This window comes from Lysinibacillus sp. NPDC093190, from assembly GCF_050280425.1.
GTDB lineage: Bacteria > Bacillota > Bacilli > Bacillales_A > Planococcaceae > Lysinibacillus.
Genome location: NZ_JBNNVG010000034.1, coordinates 27709 through 51660, shown reverse-complemented (window position 1 = coordinate 51660; position 23952 = coordinate 27709). Strand labels below are relative to the sequence as shown.

Sequence of the window (23952 nt, the reverse complement as noted above, 5' to 3'; positions counted from 1 at the left end):
ATCCAATGAAACGCTCATGAAGTGTTTCGAAATAGTTCGGTTTTTCTATTTATCGTGTTTTGTTAATTTAGAGATTATTCGGCTTTATGAAGGAAGTATTTAGTTATGTCCCAGCCTCTTCTTTTTGTGAGTCTGAATTAAACAAACTTCACCATATGGTATTTTTTCTTACCACGACGAACAATGCTGAATGCATCTTCTAAACGATCTTTGCCGTCGATTACATATTCTAATTCAGTGACCTTTTCACCATTCACGCTAATCGCACCATTCGTTACGTCTTCACGGGCTTGACGTTTTGAAGGTGAAATACCTGCTTCCACTAGTAAGTCCACGATGTTTTTATCTTCTTTCGCCATTTCAATAGAAGGAACATCTTTAAATGCATCCTTCATTTCATCGGCAGAAAGTGCTTTTAAGTCACCAGAGAATAAAGCAGCTGTAATGCGGATTGCTTGGTCTAATGCTTCTTGACCATGAATTAAGCGAGTCATTTCTTCAGCTAGTGCTTTTTGTGCCTTACGTAAATGTGGTTCCTCATCTACAGATACTGCTAACGCTTCGATTTCTTCACGAGAAAGGAATGTGAAGATTTTTAAGTATTTTACAACATCAGCATCCGCAGCATTAATCCAGAATTGGTAGAACTCGTATGGAGATGTTTTCTTACTATCTAACCATACAGCACCACCTGCTGTTTTACCAAACTTCGTACCGTCTGCTTTCGTTACTAAAGGAATTGTTATGCCAAATGCTTTCGTCTCTTCCTCATGTGTTTTACGAATAACTTCTAAACCTGTTGTAATATTCCCCCACTGGTCAGAGCCACCTACTTGAATGCGACAGTTGTAATGGTTGTATAAATGATTGTAATCAATACCTTGAATTAAAGTATACGCAAACTCAGTAAATGAAATCCCTGTATCAAGGCGTGATGCAATCGTATCCTTTGCTAACATGTAGTTCACGTTAATTAATTTCCCATAATCACGTAAAAACTCAATCGTATTTATATTGCCAATCCAGTCACGGTTATTAACTAACTGAGCACCATTACCATCTTCTGCAAAATCAAAAATACGCTCTAATTGACTACGGATACCTTGAACATTTTTATCAATTTGCTCAACTGTTTGTAATTGGCGTTCTTCAGAGCGACCCGATGGATCTCCAATCATACCCGTTGCACCACCAACTAACAAAATTGGACGGTGGCCTGCTTTTTGGAATCGACGTAGCGTTAAAAGAGGCACAATATGCCCAATATGCATAGAATCCGCAGTTGGATCAACACCACAGTATAAAGATACGGATTGTTCATCTAATAATTTGGTCATACCTTCAGCATCAGTTTGTTGGTATAACAATCCGCGCCATTCTAAGTCTAGTAATAATTCGTTCGTCATTTTTATTCCTCCTAAGTGTTTAATATTTCGTGTAGGGAGAATTATTTTAGAAACAAAAAGTCCCTACACGCAAAAACATTGCATGCAGGGACGTTAATAACTAACGCGGTACCACCCGGCTTGAAGATGTCATCCATCTTCCTCTTCATTCAATCGCCTTTATCGCAGGCGCGCACGTCTAAGCTCCAAGCACGTAATTCGTCTCTACATTATGACCAGCTTTCACCAACCGCTGGCTCTCTAAACAGGGAATAATAGACACTACTGCAAGCTCTTCATCACTAGAAAACTATAAGCATTATTCTATACGATTCTTTTTCATTGTCAATAACTATGTTCGACCTAAATCAATATGTGCTATAATAGACAAGATTTTAGGAGGTCGATACATTGAAAGATTGGATTGAGAAAATCAATGCAAAGATCGATGAATTAATTCAACAAAAATGGATGAAGAAATTACGTATTTCAGGAAGTGTTGCCTGGAACTTATTTTTACTATTTTTAGTCTTTGCATTGGTAGGTACTGTATTTGCTGGTTCAGTTGGCGCTGGCTATTTTGCGTCACTTGTAAAAGAAGAGCCACTACGCTCAAAGCAAGAATTACGAAATGAAATTTTTAACTACGATTCAACAAGTGAGATTTATTTTGCCAACGATATTTATATCGGAAAATTACGTACAGATTTGGACCGTCGAGCAACAACATTAAGCAATGTCGCACCTGATGTTCTTAATGCGGTATTAGCGACAGAGGACGAGTATTTCCGTGAACATAACGGAATAGTTCCGAAGGCCGTCATCCGAGGACTACTTCAAGACGTAACAAACTCTTCCACTCAAACTGGTGGTTCTACATTAACACAGCAGCTTATTAAAAACCAAGTATTAACAAACGAAGTATCTTATGAACGAAAAGCAAAAGAACTTTTACTTGCTATGCGTATAGAGCACTTTATGTCAAAGGAAGAAATTTTAGAGGCCTATTTAAACATAGTTCCTTATGGTCGTAACTCTTCCGGTCGAAACATTGCAGGAGTTGAAACAGCTGCTGAAGGTATTTTCAATGTAAAAGCAAAGGATTTAACGCTTCCTCAAGCAGCGTATATAGCTGGTATTCCTCAATCACCTTTTACTTACACACCTTTTACAAATACAGGTGTACTTAAAAGTAAAGAAGCACTTCAACTGGGTATTGATCGTATGAAAATTGTACTTTATCGTATGAAAGACGCTGGTTACATTAACGAAGCTCAATATAAAGAAGCACTCGCTTATGATATTACTGCTGACTTCCGTTCACCAGAGATGCGCACGGAGGATCGCTACCCATGGCTAACGTATGAGCTTGAAAGTCGCGCGACAGAAATTATTGCTGAAAAACTAGCAGTAGAAGATGGTATTGATCCAGAACGCTTAAAAAATGAAAAAAAATTAAAAGACAAGTATATGATCCTAGCAGATCGTGATGTCCGCTCAAAAGGTTATCGTATCTATTCAACAATTAATAAGGATATGTACGATTCGATGCAAAAAGCAGCGGAAAATTTTCAAAATTACGGTCATACTTACACCGTTAAAGACAAAGATCCTGCAACAAGTGAAGAAGTTGATGTTCAAATGCCTGTACAGGTTGGTAGTGTTTTAATTGAAAATACTACTGGACGTATTTTAAGCTTTGTCGGTGGTCGTGACTTTGAATTAAAAAGTTATAACTACGCTACACAGGCAAAACGCTCAAATGGCTCGACAATGAAACCACTACTCGTATATGCACCTGCAATAGAATACGGTGTAATCGGTGCAGGTAGCCCCTTAGTCGACGTAAAATTCTCTGTTGGCGGTTGGAGTCCTAGTAACTATATTACTAGTGATGAACGAGGACTAATCCCTGCTCGTGAAGCATTAGCCGATTCACAAAACTTATCTGCTTTACGTCTATATAATGATATTCTTAACAGACGTCCTGCCGATTATTTAGTAAAAATGGGGATCTCAAGCTTGCAGCCTGATGACTTCACAAACCTTGCAGCTGGGATTGGTGCAGTAAAAGATGGTATTACTGTTGAAGAGAACACCAATGCCTTTGCAACCTTCGCAAACGGCGGACAATTCATTGACGCTTATATGATTGATAGAATTGAAGATCAAAATGGAAATATCATATATAAACACGAAGTCAAACCTGAACAAGTATTTAGTCCTGAAACTTCTTATATCGTTACAGATATGTTACGAGATGTGTTAACAAAAGGTACTGGTACAGTTGCAAGAAATACGCTGAAATTCTCTGCAGACTTTGCCGCTAAAACAGGTACTTCACAAAATTATAAAGATGTTTGGCTAGTTGGCTATAACCCGAATGTTTCTCTTGGTGTATGGATGGGTTATGATAACAATCAATCACTGTATACATTTAATAATACGTATCAGCAACCTAGTGTACGAATTAACAAACTATGGGGAACATTAATGAATTCTGTGTATGATGTTGATCCACAATTAATTGCCCCTAAAACTAGATTTAAGCAACCGAAAAACGTTGTCACTGCATCATTCTGTGGTATTTCTGGTTTAGCGCCTTCTGCAGCATGTGCTAATGCTGGTCTCGTGCGCTCTGACTTGTTTAACGCGAAAGTATTTTTACCTTCTCAGCCTGATGATAGCTTAGCTTCCTCAAGCGTTGTTACGATTAAAGGTAAAACCTATAATGCACTCCCTAACACACCGCCAGAATTTGTAAAACCAGGTGGTGCAGGTATTAATCAAGCATTTATTAAACGTATGCTAGGTAGACTTGGCGGTAACCCAGGCAGCCTATTACCAAAAAATTCGTCATTATCGAATTCATCGGTATCAGCTGTTGATTTCCCGGCAGATAACAATTCACCAGCAGCAGTAACTGCTTCAATTAATGGTAATACATTATCTTGGACAGGCTCTTCAAATGACGTAGTCGGTTATCGAATATATAAAGTAACAAACGGTGGTAGAACTCTTGTCGGATCAGTGCTTGAATCATCACAAAGTATGACGGTAGCAAGTGGTCAAGCCTATGTTGTTGTAGCTGTAGATATTACAGGTTTAACTTCATCGCAATCTAATGTCGTTTCTACTGGTGGTAGTGCGGATGAAAGACAACCTGAAAAAGACAATCAAGAAAAAGTTCCACCAACTACCCCACCTACTAACGACAATGATTCGAACCATAATGGAAACGGTTCGGAAAATGGCAATGGCTCAAATGGTAGTAACGGGAATGGCTCGAATAGTGGTAATGGTTCCGGAAATAACGGAAACGGCTCTAATAACGGCAATGGTTCCGGAAATAACGGAAATGGCTCTAATAACGGCAATGGTTCCGGGAATAACGGAAGTGGCTCTAATAACGGCAACGGTTCCGGAAACACCGGGAATGGCTCTAATGGAGGAGACAACGGAAATACAACTCCTCCGACTGATCCACCACCTACCCAATAATAAACATGCAGGCATACTACAAAGTAATTGTAGTATGCCTGTTTTTTTGTCATTATAAAGGGGACTACTAATTTGAAGGGGTGGAAATAATTGAACATTTTAGTTTTAGGAGGCACTCGTTTTTTCGGTAAAACGCTTGTTGAACTCTTTCTTCAAAATGGCCATAGCGTAACTATTTTAACGCGTGGACAAAGCGGAAATCCTTTTGGTACTAAGGTGAAACAGCTAATTGTTAATCGAGATGATGCTGATTCGTTGTCACAGACACTATCAAGTACAACATGGGATATTGTCTATGATAATATTTGCTACTCTCCCAATGAAGCTCTTAAAATATGTGAAATTTTAAAAGGTAAAACGAAAAAGCTCGTTTTTACATCTACTCTATCCACCTACGAAATAGACGGCATTGTCAAGACTGAGAAAGATTTTAATCCATATGATTATGAAGTTCGGATGGGGAACCGTGAAGATTTTTCATATGGTGAGGGTAAGCGTCAAGCAGAGGCAGTACTCTTCAAGGAGGCTACGTTCCCTGTTGTCGCAGTACGTTTCCCAATTGTTATGGGTGAGAACGACTATACACGCCGTTTACATTTTCATGTTGAACGAGTTTTACAGGAACAGCCTATTTCATTACCAAATATTGAAGCAAAGATGAGCTTTATTACGGATGACGAAGCAGCTGCATTTTTGTATTTTGCTGGCATTACACCAATTGAAGGACCTTATAATGCGACAGCTGCAGGTGCAATTTCATTAAATGATTTACTAGGGCTTATTGAAGAAGCAACCGGAAAGCATGCAAAAATTTCTCTAGTAGGTGGCGATGAAATGTCACAGTCACCGTATGGGGTTCCAGCAGATTGGTATATGTCTACTACAAAGGCAGAAGATGCAGGCTTTACATTTAGTCAACTTCATGATTGGCTCCCTACTCTAGTGAAAATATTAGTAAAAGAGCTGCAATAAGATTTTACTAGATGTAAAACTTATCACCATAATGTGGGATTGATTTCCGTTCCGGCTGGGCGCTTTCCTGGGGGCGTCCGATGAGCCGCTTTGCTTCGCTGCAGGGTCTCGGGCCAACACGATGTTGGTCACGAAGGCGTTATCACAGGACGTGATGTTCTTAGCCTTCGTTCCTCTATCGCTGATCCCCAAGGAGTCGCCCAGCCTCCACTCCAATCAACTTATTCACATGGCATACGTTTTAACAAAATGCCATCCCAAACTTCCGATAATGGGCCATTAAAAATCTGCTAGACTTCTCACCAAAGAAAGTCTAGCAGATTCATTTTCATCGTATTTAATTGACCAGATACTATAACAGTATCGTTTTTAAAATCACAACCGCTTCATCGATTTCTGCTTTTGACACGGTTAATGTTGGTAGTAGACGAATAACGTTTGGTCCTGCACCTACTAATAATAAGCCGTTTTCCTCCGCCGCAGCTATATACGAGGCTACCTCAGTATCGCCACAGCCAATGCCAAGAAGTAAGCCCTGGCCCTGTACCGTATACGTAGACGGTAGATTCGCTTTCAACTGCTTAACAAAATAAGTAGATAGCTCCTGTACATTTTGTAAAAATGCAGGTTCAAAGACATGATCAAGCACGGTTTCAGCAACACTCATCGCAAGCGGGTTCCCACCAAATGTTGTTCCATGTGTGCCAGGACTAAATGTATCATATAGTTCGGCTGTTCCAAGCATCCCACCGACTGGGAAACCACCTCCTAGCCCTTTTGCCAATGTCACGATATTTGGTTTTAAAATCGTTTGCTCATAAGCATATCTTGTTCCCGTTCGTCCAATCCCTGTTTGAACCTCATCGATAATTAGTAATATTCCTTTGTCGTCACAGGCTTTAGCTATTGCTGTTGCGAATTCTGGTGATACGCTGTTAACACCACCCTCACCTTGAATCATTTCCAGCATAATTGCTGCGACAGAATCATCAATCGTTGCTTCAAGTGCTGCCACATCATTAAAAGGAAGTATCGTAAATTTTTCAACAAGTGGTCCGAAGCCATTATGTATCTTGCCCTGACCTGTTGCAGACATCGCTCCAAAAGTTCGCCCATGAAAAGATTTCTCAAAAGTAATAATATGATTTTTCTCTGTATGCTTACGTGCAAGCTTGATGGCTGCTTCATTCGCTTCCGCACCACTATTACAGAAAAATGCATAAGAAAAATGTGTTTCGGCTATTAATTTTTGCGCAACTTTTTCCTGACCAGGAATATCAAATAAATTAGAAATATGCCAAAGCTTTTGACTTTGATCATGAATAGCCTTTACAATCGCAGGATGCGCATGACCAAGACTCACTACAGCAATCCCACTTGTAAAATCTAAATATTTTTTCCCAGCAGAATCTTCTACAATAGTTCCTTGCCCTTTGACAATTTGGGCGCGGCGTTTGCCATAGTTTCCAAATAAAGCACTCATTTTATCAACTCCTACTAATTTTGACTATAACAATCATCTTCTCTAAACAACTATATTGCTACCTCTATGCCATTAGAACGGTCACTCTTATCTATAAAGAAGTGAGGATGAAGGGAACTTTATTCATTCGGGTTTTCTTCATCCCCCGGATAAAATCGTCGTACCTACTAGCGATTCCCCAACAATTTGCACTGTTGGAATACCCGCACTTAAACATTCAAGGGCTCCTTGAACTTTAGGTATCATCCCACCATAAATATGTCCCTCCTCAATCCATTGATTGATGACGGAAGGTGTTACTTTCGATTGATATTCATCGTTAATGCGAATACCACTTACATCCGTTACAAGTAATAAGCTATCTGCATCTATAGCTAGTGCTATTTCACTTGCTACCGTATCCCCATTAATATTTAATGCCTGACCAAGTTCGTTTGCTCCAACGCAAGCAATAACCGGTACAACCCCCACACTAATTAATGCTTCCAGCAAAGATGTATTGACGGTTTTTACTTCACCAACAAAACCGTATACATCTTTGTCTAAATAATCCGCTACAATTAATTGACCATCAAAGCCGTTTATTCCAATTGCAGCGATGCCAGCCGTTATTAATTCATGAACAAGCGCAGGATTAACCTTTCCTATTAACGTTGACTGTACAATATCAATTGCAGCTTCGCTCGTTACACGAATACCGTTTAAAGCATGTGATTCAATTCCGCGCACTGCAAGTTCACGGTTAATGGCTGGGCCACCACCATGGGTAATAATAAGCTCTACTCCGCTCTCTTGGAGTTTTTTAAAATTCTCAAAAAACGACTCATTTAAACCTTCAAGCGTACTGCCACCAAGCTTAATAACCATTCGTTTACGAGCGGTATGAGGCGTTGATTTGAACGTAGTCATAAGTTAGATCACATCCCCAAGCATGCCCCTTGCCGTCCCCAATACCAAGTGACACATAGATTTTCACTTCATGCATTTTTAAAATTCGAATTAACTCATCCTCTGAAAATGGAACCGGCTCACCGTTTTCAACCATTGTTACACCACCAATTTGAATCGTGATTCTTTCCGGATCAACCGTTGCGCCACTATAGCCTACAGCGGCAATAATACGTCCCCAGTTTGCATCACAGCCAAAAACTGCCGTTTTCACAAGCGGAGAACCAACTACTGTTTTAGCAATTTTACGCGCCTCTTCATCCGAAATTGCCCCTTCAACTTCAGCCTCAATCAGCTTCGTTGCACCCTCACCATCTTTGGCGATCATTTTCGCTAAGTCTTGAGCTACTGTTTTCAATGTATAGTAGAAATTTTGCCAATCAGGATGATTAGGAGTTAAAGCTTCATTACCCGCTAAGCCGTTTGCCATCACAACTACTGTGTCATTTGTAGATGTATCCCCATCTACTGTAATTGCGTTAAAAGTCAAATTTGTTATATCAGATAATGTAGCCTGGAGGACATCTGATTCAATATGTGCATCCGTCGTTATAAAACCAAGCATCGTTGCCATATTTGGTTCAATCATACCTGAACCTTTTGCAACCCCAGCGATAATAACCTCATTACCATCGATAATAGTGCTGTAGCTTGTGTTTTTCATAACCGTATCTGTTGTCATAATCGCTTGTGCAAAATCAATAGCACTTTCTAAACTATCTTTTGGCTCTAACTGATTAATCCCATATGCCACTGGCACCATATTCATAATTTCACCGATAACACCCGTTGAGCAAACACCTACTAAATTTACCTCGATACCAAGCTTTTCTGCCATTAGGGCCTGCATTGTTTGTGCATCCTTCGCCCCTTGCTTCCCTGTACATGCATTAGCATTTCCAGAGTTGACAATCATCGCCTGCATTTTCTTCGTTGTGTATACAACCTCTTGCGTTACTTTTAATGGTGCTGCCTGCACAGCATTCGTTGTAAAGACGCCCGCTACACTTGCCGGTACTTCACTGACTAATACAGCTAAATCTTTTTTCTTATGCTTTAAACCACAATGTAAACCCGCAGCTTTAAAGCCCTTTGGTGAAACAATATTTTTACTTGATAATTTTTTCATAATACTTGCAGATGCTATTAATGTCATAAAATCTTTCCTCCTTAGTTTTCTAAATAAAAGAAGCATACAGTTTCCTTCATGCTATTAAAGAAAGAACGGAACGACAGCTAATCCTGTCGTTTGTGGTAAATCAAATTGAACGTTCATATTTTGAATCGCTTGCCCTGCAGCCCCTTTGACTAAATTATCGATAACGCCAACAATTGTGGCACGATTCGTACGGCTATCAACTTTCACCAAAATGTCGCAATAGTTCGAACCTTTAACGCGGTTTGTTCCTAGACTATTTACATCTGTAACAACCCGTACAAATGGATGTTTTTCATAGGCATTCTGTAAACAAGCTACTAGCTGTTTCTCTGTAACACCAGACATAACAGGTGCATATGAGGTAGATAAAATCCCTCTAGTCATTGGCACTAAATGAGTATTAAAAGAAATGGTTGTATCAATCCCTGCAAACATTGAAATGGCCTGCTCGATTTCTGGTATATGCTGATGTGTATTCGTTTTATAGATTGAAAAGCTTTCATTTGCCTCACTAAAATGCGTAGTTTGCGATGGTTTATTTCCAGCTCCTGAAATCCCACTTTTCGCATCAATCACTAAAAAGCTCGAATCTATCAATCGTTCTTTTAGCAATGGTAACAACGAAAGTAAAACGGCTGTTGGATAGCACCCTGGATTTGCGATAAGAGGAGCATGTTTAACATTTTCTGCGTTCCATTCAGTTAAGCCATATACACTTTGTTGAACGAATTCCAATGGCGCCGCTTTTTTACCGTACCATGCTTCATAGCTCGCTGGATCTTGTAAACGGAAGTCACCAGACAAGTCTATTAATTTAGGACCTTTCCCTACCAATGGAGGTAATAGCTCACTTGTCACCCCTGAAGGTGTACTTGTAAAAACAACATCAAACTTCTCTAAAGCCCCATAATCAATTTTTTGTAAAGGTGTATCGGCAATATGAACGAGATGACCAAACTTAGAAGAAAAAATTACACCTTCTTCTGAAGATGTGAATAAATCAATCCGTTCCACCACTTTATGATTATGTAAAAATCGAATAAGCTCTAAGCCACCATATCCGGTTGCACCAACAATTCCTACTTTCAATGCACTCACCTCTGAAATAAGTTAAAATTAGTATACGTCTGCATATTTATTAAGTCAACTGAATTTTTATTTATATTCGGATTTTTCGCAATCCTTATTAAGAATTGATTTCGAGAATAATTTGAATAACTAAACGCTATAAAAAATAAAATCCCTAAAAGGGTGACCTATTCACTAGTAAGGAATCAGTTTTATCTTCTGCATTTTAATGATTAAGCAATCCTCATCTCCATAATGTGGGGTTGATTTCCGTTCCGACTGGGGGCGTCCGATGAGCCGATCCCCAAGGAGTCGCCCAGTCTCCACTACAATCAACATCGCATTGTGTTGAAATAATTTCCTTTTTATAAATGCGCCCAAAAATAAAAATAGTTTTACACCTTACTTATCTTTTTTTATATTATTGTATTAAATAATAGCAATATGATTTTTTCCTAAAAGGTATAAAATGAGGAAACTAATTTCTCTATTATCGAGTAAGGCATTGAAAGGAGATGTGTTATTATGCAAAAAAATTTAGTATATTCCTTTTTGTTTCTATTAGTACTTACAGGATGTTCTTCTGTTATACCAGATAATCCAACAGCCAAAACTATACTTAAAGAAGATGCCCAAGCAGATATTTTACAAATTGATCAATTAATCTATATTAAAGCAGCCGATCAAGAATCTCTAATAAAGAATATTTTTATAAAAGGAGACAAAATCGGAGAAATAAAAAAAACGACGACATCCACTCTATTTTTCAAAGACTTTTGTGCTACTAAATTGCCAGTTGGATCTGAAATTTTCACTACAAATGATCAAGACACCTACACGATTATTGTCGAAATAGATGGTAAACAAATATTATATAAGGCGCTTGTAGAGGGCTAATCCTAACCTAAAAAAAACTCTGTTGAATGAAGTTTTACTTTTTCAAAAAAGAAAGCAGGAATTTTTCGTCGATCGAATAAATTCCTGCTTCTTATAATTACTCTTCCATCGTAGATAAATCACCAGTTGGTAAATTTAACTCCCAAGCCTTTAACACACGACGCATAATCTTACCACTGCGTGTTTTTGGTAGCTTATCCTTAAATTCGATTTCACGTGGTGCTGCGTGTGCAGATAAGCCCTTCTTAACAAAATTACGAATATCCTCAATCAATGCATCTGAAGGTTCAACACCCTCACGTAATGATACAAAGGCTTTAATAATTTCGCCTCGTACAGGATCCGGCTTTCCGATCACCCCTGCCTCGACTATATCAGGATGCTCTAGTAACTTACTTTCCACCTCGAAAGGACCTACACGCTCACCAGCTGTCATAATAACATCATCTACACGTCCTTGGAACCAGAAGTAACCCTCATCATCCATATAGGCAGAGTCCCCAGACACATACCACTCACCTTTTAAGAAATAGGATTCATAACGCTCTGGATTTCCCCAAATTTGACGCATCATTGCAGGCCAACCACGTCGAATTGCTAAATTCCCCATTGTAAAAGGTGGTACTTCATTGCCAGCATCATCAACAATTGTCGCCTGGATGCCTGGTAATGGTTTCCCCATAGATCCTGGCTTAATATCCATAGAAGGATAGTTACAAATCATATGTGCTCCAGTTTCTGTCATCCACCACGTATCATGAATACGATGACCTAGCTCATCAATCCCCCAACGAATTACCTCTGGATTTAACGGCTCACCAACAGATAATATGTGGCGTAAAGAAGATAGATCATAATTCTCGAGCATACCACTACCAGCTCCCATTAACATTCTGAAAGCTGTTGGTGCACTATACCAAACTGTTACACTATAATCCTCAATTGCTTGATACCAAGCTTGTGGTGAGAATCTTCCACCAACAATTAGCATTGTGGCACCATTTAACCATGGACCAAAAATACCATATGCTGTTCCTGTTACCCATCCTGGATCTGCCGTACACCAGTAAATATCATCTTCACGCAAATCTAGTACCCATTGCGTTGATTGATATTGTTGAAGCATTGCGTTATGAACATGCAATACGCCCTTTGGAGCTCCAGTTGATCCAGAAGTATAATGAAGAATCATGCCATCTTCTCTGTCCACCCATTCAATGTCAAATTGAGAAGATGCTTCTTTCAAGCGTCTATTAAAATCTAAAATTTGTGTTGTTTCCTCTGTATCATCTCCTACTAAAAAGACGTGCTGCAAATGCGGTAGCTTTGCTAAAGGTACTCGTTCAAGTAACTCTGGTGTTGTCACTAACACTTTAGCTTCACTATCTGCAAGTCTGTCATAAACAGCACCTTCCATAAAAGCCTCGAATAATGGACCTACAATAACACCCATTTTCAATGCGCCTAATAAAGAAAAATAAAGCTCAGGTGAACGCGGCATGAAAATAAATAATCGATCACCTTTCTCTAAATTTGTTGCTGCCTTAAAAACATTTGCGGCTTTATTCGTCAGTTTTTTCATTTCATTGAAAGAATAAGCCTCTTTTCGCTTTCCATCATTAAAATAAAGTGCAACTTTGTTTTTTCGATGCGTTTCTGTATGACGATCAATTGCCTCATATGCCATATTCACAAGCCCTGTTTCATACCAACTAAATCCCTTTTCTGTCTCTGCCCAATCATGTGTTGCCGCAGTTCCCTCATAATTAGGCAAATTATATTGCCTCGGTAAAGCATTCAACTTCTCCATCATTTTCATCCCCATGAAACTACCCCTTTCTTTGCTATCGCTTCAGTACTTTAGTAAGCAAATTTCAAATCGTATTTCTTTATTTTCCCCCTTCAAAATCCGCCACCTTCTCCAAAGACAAATACGTTACGTAGCAATTGTTATACAACAGTTAATGTAATTTAACATTAGTGAATGCTTATTCACACTACATTCATCTGTTGAATAACAGATGCAGATAAATATATTTTACACGAATTCACCGATAATGTCTTAATATTTTCATTTCTCTAAAAACACAGGTATATTTCGCAAAAGATAGCGTTTTTTCGCAGGAAATCAGCTATAATGGAATTATTAAACTCAGGTGGTGTAATTATGGAACATAAAAAAACTTTTTTTTCTGTCACAAAGGAAACTAAGCATGGTACTGTGTATGTGGAAGGACCTGTTCCTCCAGAAAAATTAGCTACATATTCATTCCACGAAGGCTTGGTTGCTTTTAGACCTCCAAAGCAACAGCAGCAAGCCATTATAGAAATTGCAGGACTTCCTGAAGGACGAATTATTATTATTCGAAATGAAAACATTATTGTTGGCTACGTCACTTATCTATATCCCGATCCACTCGAACGATGGGCGGAGGATCGGATTGATAACATGATTGAGCTAGGTGCTATTGAAGTCATTCCAGACTATCGTGGTACAGGTGCAGGTAAGGCACTACTAGCTGTGTCTTTTATGGGAGATGAAATGGAAGACTATCTTGTTATCACTACCGAATATTATTGGCATTGGGATTTAAAAGGGACTGGTTTAAATGTTTGGGATTATCGCAAAATGATGGAGAAAATGATGGGCTCTGCCAACTTCGAATATTTTGCTACAGATGACCCTGAAATTACATCACATCCTGCTAACTGCCTGATGGCACGTGAAGGAAAACGCGTTCCTCCTGAGACAATAGAAAGATTTGATAGACTTCGTTTTAAAAATCGCTTCATGTATTAAAGCCAACACAAAGGGGATGAGTATATGATCGTAGAAGAAATTATGAATGAAGAGCCCTATACGTTGGCTCCGACCAATTCAGTGTTAGAAGCGCTGAAGTTAATGCGTGAGAAAAAAGTACGTCATTTGCCAGTTATAGATGAGGAGCGTCATGTTCTTGGTGTTATCACTGAACGAGATATTAAAGAGGCTTTGCCTTCCTCGTTACGGGATGAACCTAATTCTCCTGTTTTTAATGCAAAAGTGGAAGAAATTATGGTTAAAAATCCACTTGTCGGTCATCCACTTGATTTTGTAGAAGAAGTTGCTCTTACTTTTTATGAATCCAAAATAGGGTGTTTACCAATAGTCTCTGGAGGAAAACTAGTTGGAATTGTCACTACCACAGATTTACTCTATACATATATAGAGTTAACCGGTGCCACTGAACCTGGCTCTAAAATTGAAATTCGTGTATCTGATACACCAGGAATATTATTTGAAATCACAAAAATTTTCAATGCACATCATGCAAATGTCCAAAGCGTCTTAGTTTATCCTGACTCTGAAAATACCCAAAATAAAATTTTAAGTGTCCGAGTAAAAACATTGAATCCACTAGCTATGATTGAAGATCTTCGCAAAGAAGGCTTTGATGTATTATGGCCTAATTTACCAGGTGTTTCGTTACAATGAAAAAAGCAGTATTTGTTTACTCGCCAGAACAACTCGGATATAAATTTTCAGATACCCATCCTTTCAATCATAAACGCTTGACGCTTACAATGGAGTTATTAAAGAATATTGATGCTCTTGATGATTTAGATATTGTTCCAGCTCGTGTCGCAACAGAGAATGAGCTTTTACTTGCACATGATCCAAAATATATTGAAATCGTTAAAAAAGCAGGACATGGTGAGCTTTCAGAGGCACAATGTGAAAGCTACGGCATAGGCACCGAAGATACACCTATTTTTGAAAATATGCACGAAGCAAGTGCACAGCTTGTCGGCGGAACATTAACAGCTGTCGATTATGTTATGGAAGGAAAAGCCGAGCACGCCCTCAATCTAGGTGGAGGGCTACATCATGGCTTCCGTGGCCGTGCATCAGGTTTTTGTATTTATAACGATAGTACAGTAGCTATTCGCTATTTGCAGGAAAAATACAATGCTCGTGTACTTTATGTAGATACCGATGCCCATCATGGAGATGGGGTGCAATGGAGTTTTTATGAAGATCCAGATGTTTGTACATTGTCTATTCATGAAACAGGTCGTTATCTTTTCCCCGGAACTGGTAATATTACGGAACGCGGAAATGGACAGGGCTACGGCACTTCTTTTAATTTCCCAATTGATGCTTTTACAGAAGATGAGAGTTTCCTAGAAATATATGAAAAGGCTATGCGAGAAATCTTTGAATTTTTCAAGCCGGATGTTGTGCTAACGCAAAACGGCGCAGATGCACATTATTTTGATCCATTAACACATTTATATGGAACAATGAACATTTATAGAGAAATTCCAAAGCTTGCGCATAAATTAGCACATGAATATTGTGGGGGGAAATGGATTGCTGTTGGCGGTGGAGGCTACGATATTTGGCGTGTTGTGCCTCGCGCATGGTCTATGCTATGGCTTGAAATGACAGATCAGCAATTACCAACAGGACCCCTACCTCAAGCATGGTTAGATCGTTGGCAGCCTGAAGCACCAGTGCCTTTTATTCCAACTTGGGAGGATCCAAATCCATTGTATGAGCCGATCCCTCGAAAGGCTGAGATTGAAGAAAAAAACGCGCAAATGCTAACCAAAGCGCTTCATATTATTCGCAATGAAAAACACATTTAACACTATGCCTCACGACAATCGTGAGGCTCTTTGCATTCTATCCGACTAAAAAAACACGTAAATCCATTATCAGATTTACGTGTTAAGTACTGTTATTTACTTTTGACAGATTGTCGATGTTCAATACGATGAGGTAAAATAACCGCTTCGTCCTCAACAGGCTCTTTGTTCATCAATTTTGTCAGCAAGCGCATTGCGACAGCTCCGATATCGTACAGTGGTAACGCGACACTTGTTAACTGTGGACGAACCATACGTGCTAATTTTGAATTTTCAAAGCTGATCACTTCGATATCCTCAGGTACATCTTTGCCTGCATCCTGTGCACCATGAATCAATCCAATTGCTAATTCATCACTACCTGCAAAATAAGCAGTTGGAGGATTTTCAAGTGAGGATAATGTTTCCCATGCCTCTAAGCCCATATCATAGCTCGATTCCTCTGCAGCAATTAGTGATTCATCTATAGGTAAGCCTGCGTCTTGTAAGGCTTTTTTATAAGCTTCAAGTTTGAATTTTCCATTAATAGTATACGAAAGCGGACCTGTTACGAAAGCGATTCTCTTATGACCATTTTGAATAAGTAATGTAATCGCCTCATAAGCTGCTTGGTAATAATCAATGTTAACAGTCGCAATTGTTTGCGATTCATCTACTGAACCTGCAAGCACAATTGGTACAGGTGAATGATCCATAGTTTGTTGCATTTTTTCAGTAACTTCATCACTCATCATAACAATACCGTCAACCTGTTTTCCAAGCATTGTATCCAGTAGCTGAAGCTCTTTATCTTCATGTTGGTCTGAGTTGGCTAAAATAATATTGTAACGATACATTGTTGCAATATCCTCTACACCACGTGCCAGCTCCGCATAAACATTGTTTGCAATATCCGGGATAATCACGCCAACTGTTGTTGTTTTCTTACTTGCTAATCCACGCGCTACTGCGTTTGGACGATACTCTAATCGTTCAATTACTTCTAGTACTTTTTTTCGTGTTGCCGGTTTTACGTTTTGATTACCATTGACTACACGAGAGACCGTTGCCATAGAAACATTTGCTTCTCTTGCAACATCATAAATTGTAACAGTCATCGTACGTGCCTCCCTTTTTTCCTTTTATAGCCTTATCATACGATAATTTTCATATTCTTTTCAAGAAGCAGTATGTACATGAAAAGAAAAACCAAGTACAAATAGTACTTTTCTAGTCATTATTTTGTCACTATATAGTAAACACCGCCTGCCGATTAAAGCAAGCGGTGTTTATCAACATATCAATTATGCCCCGGCATAATTGCGTCTGGAATCGGCTTTGTGCTTAGGCCTGCACGATGCAGGTCAGTCAGCCGTTATCGCATGGATGCGATGATTTTAGGCTAACATCCTTTCCGATTCCGTGACATCCGCCGGAGGCTTTGGGCCAACAGATGTTTTTTGCGCGAAAGCGAAGCGTCAGCAGCACGATGTTGGTCACTCAGTCGTTGCCACAGGACGTGGCGTTCTTAGACGGAGTTCCTCTATTTCAGCGGGTGTTTGGACACCCACTGAAAAGTAACTTAAATCTGCATTTATCTCACCACCTATAGAGGTGGGAGACTTCTGTACCTGCCGCTACGCTTTCGGTACAAAAGTGATTTGTAACTGCCGTTTCACTTACGTTACATAAATCATCTGTAGCTGACGCTTTGCTTTCGCTACAGAAAATAATTGCTGAAAGAAGTTATGCATTGATTTCATGGCTCTTCATGAAATTTTGTAGTGTTTGGTAGAAAGCATCAAATGTTGGAATATCCATTTGTTGTTGTGAATCAGAAAGTGCTACAGATGGATCTGGATGCACCTCTGCCATAACGCCATCAGCTCCAATAGCAATTGCTGCCTTAGCACATGGTAATAGTAAATCACGACGACCTGTTGAATGCGTTACGTCTACAAATACTGGTAAATGCGTTTCTTGTTTTAAAATTGGTACAGCAGAAATATCTAATGTGTTACGAGTTGCTTTTTCGTAAGTACGAATACCACGCTCACAAAGAATGATGTTCTCATTTCCTTTAGACATAATGTATTCTGCTGCGTGAATGAATTCATCAATTGTCGCTGCTAAGCCTCGTTTTAAAAGGACAGGTTTATTTGTTGCACCCGCTGCTTTTAATAATTCGAAGTTTTGCATATTACGTGCACCAATTTGGATAACATCGATGTAATCTAATGCTTCCTCTAAATGACCTGGTGTAACAATTTCCGTAATAACACCTAAACCGAATTCCTCAGACACACGTTTTAAAATTTTAAGCCCTTCTAATCCAAGACCTTGGAAGTCATATGGAGAAGTACGTGGTTTATAAGCACCGCCACGAATTAACTTTTCACCTTTTGCTTTAATAGATGCCGCTACTGCTGCTACTTGCTCGTATGATTCTACAGCACAAGGTCCAAATACGAAAGATGGTTTTCCTTGGCCAATCAGCTCACCATTTACATTAATGACAGTATCTTCTGATTTTTTCTTACGAGATACAAGTAATTCTTTTTTCTTATCCGCTTCAAGTTGTTTTAAAGCTGTTTTAAAGATTTGCTTAAATATATAATCAACCGTCATTTGGTTTAATGGACCTTGATTGTGTTCTTTAATAAGATCAAGCATATGGCGTTCACGTAATGGATCATAGCGATTCACACCTTGTTTTTCTTTAATCTTACCGATTTCATCAACTACTGCTGCACGTTCATTAATTAGACGAAGAATTTCTAAGTTTAAACCGTCTATTTGACTACGTAAGCTTTCTAAATCTTTTTGGCTCATGCTTTCTTGCTCCTCTCCTCATGACAGACACTTCCAGAACTCTGAAATGTATGTTACATTTTTAGATATTAGCAACATTATAATCAATGTTGCACAGAATGTCACGCATTTTTAATTTAGCGCTTCAACTCGCTAAACTATATAATTATATTAACATATTTCGAGAAAGGAAGCGAGTACATTGAGTTCAAAATTATTTGCACTTGATATCGGTACACGTTCAGTAGTAGGCATTATTTTAGCTGAAGATAATGACCGCTTTCACGTGGAAGACATCTTAGTAAAAGAACATAAAGAACGCGCCATGGTTGATGGTCAAATACATAATGTCATGTATGTGGCAGATTTAATCAATGAAATTAAACACGAACTTGAAGAGAAGCATGGTCCGTTAACAAAAGTGAGTGTCGCTGCGGCTGGTCGCTCATTAAAAACAGAACAAGCAAGCGTGACGATTAATATACGTAATCGACCAATCTTTACAGAAGAAGATATAAGTCGTTTAGAACTACAAGCTGTTCAACAGGCTCAGCAACAGCTCCTTCAACACAAAGAAGATGCTAAAATAAGCCACTATTATTGTGTTGGTTATTCAGTTTTATACTATCGTTTAGATGGTGAAGAAATTGGTAGCCTACTCGATCAGCAAGGTGATGAAGCACAAATTGAAGTTATTGCTACGTTCTTGCCACGAGTTGTCGTAGAATCACTTATTGCGGCTCTTAAACGCGCGGATTTAGAAATGGATGCACTAACATTAGAACCTATTGCAGCTATTAATGTGCTTATCCCCCCAACAATGCGTCGTTTAAATGTAGCGCTTGTTGATATTGGTGCTGGTACATCTGATATTGCCATTACCGATAAAAGTACTGTTGTCGCATATGGCATGGTACCAACAGCTGGTGATGAAATAACAGAGGCTTTAAGTGACCACTACTTACTCGACTTTCCAGTTGCCGAAAAAGCGAAACGTCAACTGCAAACAGAAGAAGAAATTTTAATTCAGGATATTTTAGGCTTTGATCAATACTATCCGAAAGAAGAAGTTCTTCAAGCAATTGATCCAGCTGTTAAGCAACTTGCAAAAGCCATTGGGGAAGAAATTTTGCGTCTTAATAATCGCATAGCTCCTAAGGCGGTAATGCTTGTTGGTGGAGGTAGCTTAACACCAAATCTTACGACCGAACTTGGGCTAGTACTAGATTTACCTGCCAATCGCATTGCCGTTCGAGGGATTGACGCCATTCAAAACTTAACGAAGGAAGATCATATTAAAGCATCACCTGAATTGGTGACCCCAATCGGTATCGCCATCGCAGCAAAAAAAATGCCTATTCAATATATGAGTCTAACTGTCAATGAACAAGTAGTTCGCCTTTTTGAATTAAAGGAAATGACCGTTGCCGATGCTTTTTTAGCAGGCAATATTCGGGCAAAGCAGTTATATGGAAAACCAGGACATGGATTATCAGTGAATGTAAATGGACAAGATATTTTCATCCCTGGTGGTCACGGTCAACCGGCGGAAATTTTAGTGAATGGTCATCAGGCATCCACAAAAACAATAATTAAAACAGGCGATGCCATCCAGTTAATTGAAGGCCAAGACGGTCAGACAGCTAATGCTACAGTGAGAGATATTGTAGATGATGCTTCGATTAAAACCGTTACAATTCAACATACAAAATATGTAATTGAACCACAAATAACTGTTAATGGTTCCCCTGCATCACTCGATAGTGCATTAAATGATCGAGATGTTGTGATGTTTGAAATAGCCGAAACAGTCGAGGATGTATTTAAGCTCACAAATAATTGGGAGTTATTAAAACAATTTGAGTCATTTTATATTCAAGTGGACGGAAAGCCACTTTATTTACCAGAGTTTTCAGCCCATTTAATGATGAATTGTAAACCATCAAAAATGTCATATGCTGTACAAGATGGTGATGTTATTTCGTTTCAGCAACAATCACTTCCTACTGTTCAACGGATTGCTGACCAAATGAATGTTTTACTTGAGGATAAAATTATCATACACTTTCAAAACGAAGTGTTAGAGCTAAAGAAGATGGCCAACGAAGTTCTCGTTAATCATGTAGTAGTTTCACCTCTTTCAACCGTTCCAAATGGAGCAACAATTTCATTTAAAGAAAAAGACCGAAGTCGTTGGATATATCAAGATGTGTTCCGCTTCTCTAATTGGCAACTACCTACTACATTTAAAGGTAATTTTACGATTTTACGAAATGGTCAACCAGCAAGCTTCGATATGGAGATTTTCGGCGGGGATAAATTAGAGATTTTACTAGAAAAAGCACCTATTTCTTAAAAAAGGGATACGTTACATCTATGATTAGATGTAGCGTATCCCTTTGATCTTTTATGCGCGAACTTCTTCACTTTTTTCTTCAGCTTGTTCCTCTTTTTCACTAGCATCCTCTGCTTTAGGTTCTTCACTAGGAATGAAATCCTCCAGTGGCTCTTCACCCTCAAAAGAAACAGTACCATCGTCAAAAACAGTTGGTGCCTTTGCTGATTTTAATGTTTTAACTTTCTCTACTAATTGTGTAGATTGTTCTTGAATTTGTTTAGATAATTGAACCGTCTTATCTTTTGCAGTTGTCGAGAAATCTGCACTCTTATCTTTTAAGTTAACAGCTTGTACTGCTACATCGCTACGTAAATCTTTCCCTGATTTTGGAGCTAGTAATAAGCCTGCTGCTGCACCTACTATACCCCCAACTAATGCGCCAATAACAAAATCCTTCATGTTCACTCGCTCCTCTTCATAGATCGATTCTTGCGGTTGATAAAGCTGTGGCAATGAACTTTCAAGTTGTTGTTCCTTCACTTCATTAAAATTTGGTTTTTGAGTTGTCATGCAACAATTCCTCCCCATCTTATTATCTAATTTGCTTAGATTGGTTGTCCATCTGCTTTCGCGGATGCATTCTTCAACATATGCCTAAGACTTTATTTTTATTCCGTTGACATTTAATGTCTACCGAATAATAATTATTTTTTTCGGCCCCATTTTCTTTTCGACTTTTCCGACTGCTCTGATTCAGATGAATAAACATCTTCTTGAATCACCTCATTGGCCTGATCGATAATTTTGCGTTTCTTCCACTTATCTGCAATGCCTATTGCGACATTGCTCCATTGTACAACTTGTGCAATTTTTTCTTCATTTTGTTCCACACTATTAGAAATTGAAGAAGTAATTTGCTGTACAGATGTATTTAAACCATTTACAGAGTCGCCAATTCCTTTGACTGCATGAACAACAGAATTTAACTGTTCGGATTTTTCTTGAATATCCTCTGCCAAGCTATTTGTTTTGGATAGTAAGGAAGTCGTTTCACGTGTAATACCTTCCATTTGTCCTTCAATACCCGATAATGTTCCAGCTAAACTGTTAAGGATTGGTTTGAGCGAAAATAATGTCATTCCAACGCTCACACAAAAAATTAAAAAACCGATTGCTGCAATGATTGCTGCAATATACAAAATAACTTCCATAACTAGACCTCCTGCAAGTAAAAATTCTCTTTACTATTACTTTCCTTATTTTCGACAAAAAAAACTGAATTCCTTCTCATTTTGAGAAAAAACAGCTTATCCCTTGCGGATTAAGCTGTTTCGTTGTTCTTTAGCACGTCTTCAAAAGCATCTTGGAATTTATGAACATCGCCTGCGCCCATAAATAAAAATACTGCGCCTTTATGCTTTGTTAACACTTCAATTCCTTCAGTGGTAATCACTGCACTGCCTTCAATTAAAGACGCCAAATCTTGGATTGAAAGTGCGCCTTGTGTTTCCCTTGCAGAACCAAAAATATCACATAAGTATGCTGTATCTGCAAGACTTAGACTATCTGCAAAATCCTGTAAAAAAGCTTGTGTACGTGTAAATGTATGTGGTTGGAAAATAGCTACTAACTCACGATCCGGAAATTTTTGTCGCGCCGATTGAATCGTTGCACGGATTTCAGTTGGATGGTGTGCATAGTCATCTATTAAAACATTATTCCCAATATCCGTTTCTGTAAAACGTCTTTTTACACCTTTGTATGTGTTTAAACGTTCTTGAACGATGTCTGGTGAAATACCTTCATATTGGCAAAGTGTAATAACAGCTAAAGTATTTAATACCGCATGATCTCCAAACAATGGGATAAAGAAAGTACTATAAAATTCATTGCGGACAAATACATCAAATTTTGTACCCTTTGTTGTTTTTTCAACATTACGAGCCTCAAAATCATTTTCAGCTCCAAATCCATAATAAACAACAGGTACTTTCGCTTGAATACGTTGTAGATGTTCATCATCACCGCAAGCAATAATTGCTTTTTTAACCTGTAATGCTAATGATTGAAAGGCTGAATAAACATCCTCTATGTTTGCAAAGTAGTCTGGATGGTCAAAATCAATATTAGTCATTACCGCGTAATCAGGATTGTAAGCTAAAAAGTGTCGACGGTATTCACATGCTTCCATCACAAAGAAGTCAGCACTTTCATGTCCAGCTCCTGTTCCATCTCCGATTAAATAAGAAGTTGGCTTATAACCTCCTACAACATGAGCCATTAAGCCTGTCGTAGATGTTTTACCATGTGCACCTGTAATAGCAATCGACGTATAATTACCGATATATTCACCTAAAAATTTATGGTAGCGAATAACTTCTACACCGATTTGACGAGCACGCTCTAATTCAGGATGGTCATCAGGAAATGCGTTCCCTGCAATAACTGTCATACCTTCTTTAATATTATCTGCATTAAATGTAAAAATTGGAATATTACGCTCACGTAACGGCTGTTCCGTGAAGAAATATTTATCAATATCTGAGCCCTGTACTTGTTCACCAGCATCAAATAAGATTTGTGCAAGTGAACTCATGCCAGAACCTTTAATGCCTGTGAAATGAAAAACTGTCATTAATTAAACCCCCCGGGAATTCAATATCCCTTCTATCATCTATTAGGTGTATCGTATTTTTATTAGGTATTAATACCTTTGTAAATACTAAAAAAATACGTACTAGTCATCACATCTTGTCTATTATAGCACTATTTATGCACA

Annotated in this window: 18 protein-coding genes and 1 other annotated feature; of the genes, 7 read left to right on the top strand and 11 right to left on the bottom strand. The window is 38.6% G+C overall.

Going from position 1 to position 23952, the window contains the following annotated elements; all coding sequences use genetic code 11:
• Positions 1 to 137 precede the first annotated feature (137 nt).
• Positions 138 to 1406 (bottom strand): tyrosine--tRNA ligase, encoded by a 1269-nt coding sequence (gene tyrS / locus ACQKOF_RS21290; RefSeq protein ID WP_427561438.1) that lies wholly within the window; start codon positions 1404 to 1406, stop codon positions 138 to 140.
• 83 nt (positions 1407 to 1489) lie between these two features.
• Positions 1490 to 1694, bottom strand: a binding site (T-box leader).
• Positions 1695 to 1796: 102 nt separating this feature from the next.
• Between tyrS and ACQKOF_RS21285 the strand changes: the two genes are divergently transcribed.
• On the top strand, positions 1797 to 4886 hold the full coding sequence (locus tag ACQKOF_RS21285) for a transglycosylase domain-containing protein (protein WP_427561435.1): 3090 nt from the start codon (positions 1797 to 1799) through the stop codon (positions 4884 to 4886).
• A 90-nt stretch (positions 4887 to 4976) separates the two neighbouring features.
• Positions 4977 to 5858: an NAD-dependent epimerase/dehydratase family protein gene (locus tag ACQKOF_RS21280; protein ID WP_427561433.1), complete on the top strand. Its 882-nt coding sequence runs from the start codon at positions 4977 to 4979 to the stop codon at positions 5856 to 5858.
• Positions 5859 to 6210: 352 nt separating this feature from the next.
• On the opposite strand, the gene ACQKOF_RS21275 is transcribed toward ACQKOF_RS21280, so the two are convergent.
• From ACQKOF_RS21275 to argC, 4 genes are all read right to left on the bottom strand, one after another.
• The gene (locus tag ACQKOF_RS21275; protein ID WP_427561430.1) at positions 6211 to 7341 is read right to left on the bottom strand and encodes an acetylornithine transaminase; all 1131 of its coding nucleotides are present in this window, start codon (positions 7339 to 7341) and stop codon (positions 6211 to 6213) included.
• 138 nt (positions 7342 to 7479) lie between these two features.
• A complete protein-coding gene (argB, locus tag ACQKOF_RS21270; RefSeq protein WP_427561427.1) occupies positions 7480 to 8250 on the bottom strand; it encodes an acetylglutamate kinase in 771 nt (256 codons plus the stop codon).
• Positions 8213 to 9445: a bifunctional glutamate N-acetyltransferase/amino-acid acetyltransferase ArgJ gene (gene argJ, locus ACQKOF_RS21265; protein WP_427561425.1), complete on the bottom strand. Its 1233-nt coding sequence runs from the start codon at positions 9443 to 9445 to the stop codon at positions 8213 to 8215. The genes argB and argJ overlap by 38 nt, the downstream gene beginning before the upstream one ends.
• A 57-nt stretch (positions 9446 to 9502) precedes the next feature.
• Positions 9503 to 10537, bottom strand: coding sequence for an N-acetyl-gamma-glutamyl-phosphate reductase (argC, locus tag ACQKOF_RS21260; protein ID WP_427561423.1), 1035 nt, complete (start codon positions 10535 to 10537; stop codon positions 9503 to 9505).
• 504 nt (positions 10538 to 11041) lie between these two features.
• Here argC and ACQKOF_RS21255 point away from each other — a divergent pair.
• Complete coding sequence (locus ACQKOF_RS21255; RefSeq protein WP_427561420.1) at positions 11042 to 11413, top strand: hypothetical protein; 372 nt, start codon at positions 11042 to 11044, stop codon at positions 11411 to 11413.
• Between the two features lie 97 nt (positions 11414 to 11510).
• Here ACQKOF_RS21255 and acsA read toward each other — a convergent pair whose 3' ends face one another.
• On the bottom strand, positions 11511 to 13238 hold the full coding sequence (gene acsA / locus ACQKOF_RS21250; protein ID WP_427561417.1) for an acetate--CoA ligase: 1728 nt from the start codon (positions 13236 to 13238) through the stop codon (positions 11511 to 11513).
• Positions 13239 to 13580: 342 nt separating this feature from the next.
• On the opposite strand from acsA, the gene ACQKOF_RS21245 reads away from it, so the two are divergent.
• The 3 genes from ACQKOF_RS21245 to ACQKOF_RS21235 are packed head-to-tail and all read left to right on the top strand — an operon-like array spanning position 13581 to position 16045.
• On the top strand, positions 13581 to 14213 hold the full coding sequence (locus tag ACQKOF_RS21245; RefSeq protein WP_427561414.1) for a GNAT family N-acetyltransferase: 633 nt from the start codon (positions 13581 to 13583) through the stop codon (positions 14211 to 14213).
• 24 nt (positions 14214 to 14237) lie between these two features.
• Positions 14238 to 14888 (top strand): acetoin utilization AcuB family protein, encoded by a 651-nt coding sequence (locus tag ACQKOF_RS21240; protein ID WP_427561411.1) that lies wholly within the window; start codon positions 14238 to 14240, stop codon positions 14886 to 14888.
• Positions 14885 to 16045, top strand: coding sequence for an acetoin utilization protein AcuC (locus ACQKOF_RS21235; RefSeq protein WP_427561408.1), 1161 nt, complete (start codon positions 14885 to 14887; stop codon positions 16043 to 16045). Before ACQKOF_RS21240 ends, ACQKOF_RS21235 begins: the two co-directional genes overlap by 4 nt.
• Before the next feature lie 92 nt (positions 16046 to 16137).
• On the opposite strand, the gene ccpA is transcribed toward ACQKOF_RS21235, so the two are convergent.
• Both ccpA and ACQKOF_RS21225 read right to left on the bottom strand, forming a co-directional pair.
• Positions 16138 to 17142 carry a catabolite control protein A gene (gene ccpA, locus ACQKOF_RS21230; protein ID WP_100542405.1) on the bottom strand — a complete coding sequence of 335 codons (1005 nt, stop codon included), beginning with the start codon at positions 17140 to 17142 and terminating at the stop codon, positions 16138 to 16140.
• A gap of 628 nt (positions 17143 to 17770) precedes the next feature.
• Positions 17771 to 18856: a bifunctional 3-deoxy-7-phosphoheptulonate synthase/chorismate mutase gene (locus ACQKOF_RS21225; RefSeq protein ID WP_427561404.1), complete on the bottom strand. Its 1086-nt coding sequence runs from the start codon at positions 18854 to 18856 to the stop codon at positions 17771 to 17773.
• A 181-nt stretch (positions 18857 to 19037) separates the two neighbouring features.
• On the opposite strand from ACQKOF_RS21225, the gene ACQKOF_RS21220 reads away from it, so the two are divergent.
• Positions 19038 to 21191, top strand: coding sequence for a cell division FtsA domain-containing protein (locus tag ACQKOF_RS21220; protein WP_427561400.1), 2154 nt, complete (start codon positions 19038 to 19040; stop codon positions 21189 to 21191).
• A gap of 51 nt (positions 21192 to 21242) precedes the next feature.
• Here the strand turns inward: ACQKOF_RS21220 and ACQKOF_RS21215 are convergent, their stop codons facing one another.
• The 3 genes from ACQKOF_RS21215 to murC form a co-directional block, all read right to left on the bottom strand.
• On the bottom strand, positions 21243 to 21743 hold the full coding sequence (locus tag ACQKOF_RS21215) for a YtxH domain-containing protein (protein WP_427561397.1): 501 nt from the start codon (positions 21741 to 21743) through the stop codon (positions 21243 to 21245).
• Positions 21744 to 21877: 134 nt separating this feature from the next.
• A complete protein-coding gene (locus ACQKOF_RS21210; RefSeq protein WP_427561395.1) occupies positions 21878 to 22384 on the bottom strand; it encodes a DUF948 domain-containing protein in 507 nt (168 codons plus the stop codon).
• Positions 22385 to 22494: 110 nt separating this feature from the next.
• A complete protein-coding gene (gene murC, locus ACQKOF_RS21205; RefSeq protein WP_427561392.1) occupies positions 22495 to 23808 on the bottom strand; it encodes a UDP-N-acetylmuramate--L-alanine ligase in 1314 nt (437 codons plus the stop codon).
• Between the last annotated feature and the right edge of the window lie 144 nt (positions 23809 to 23952).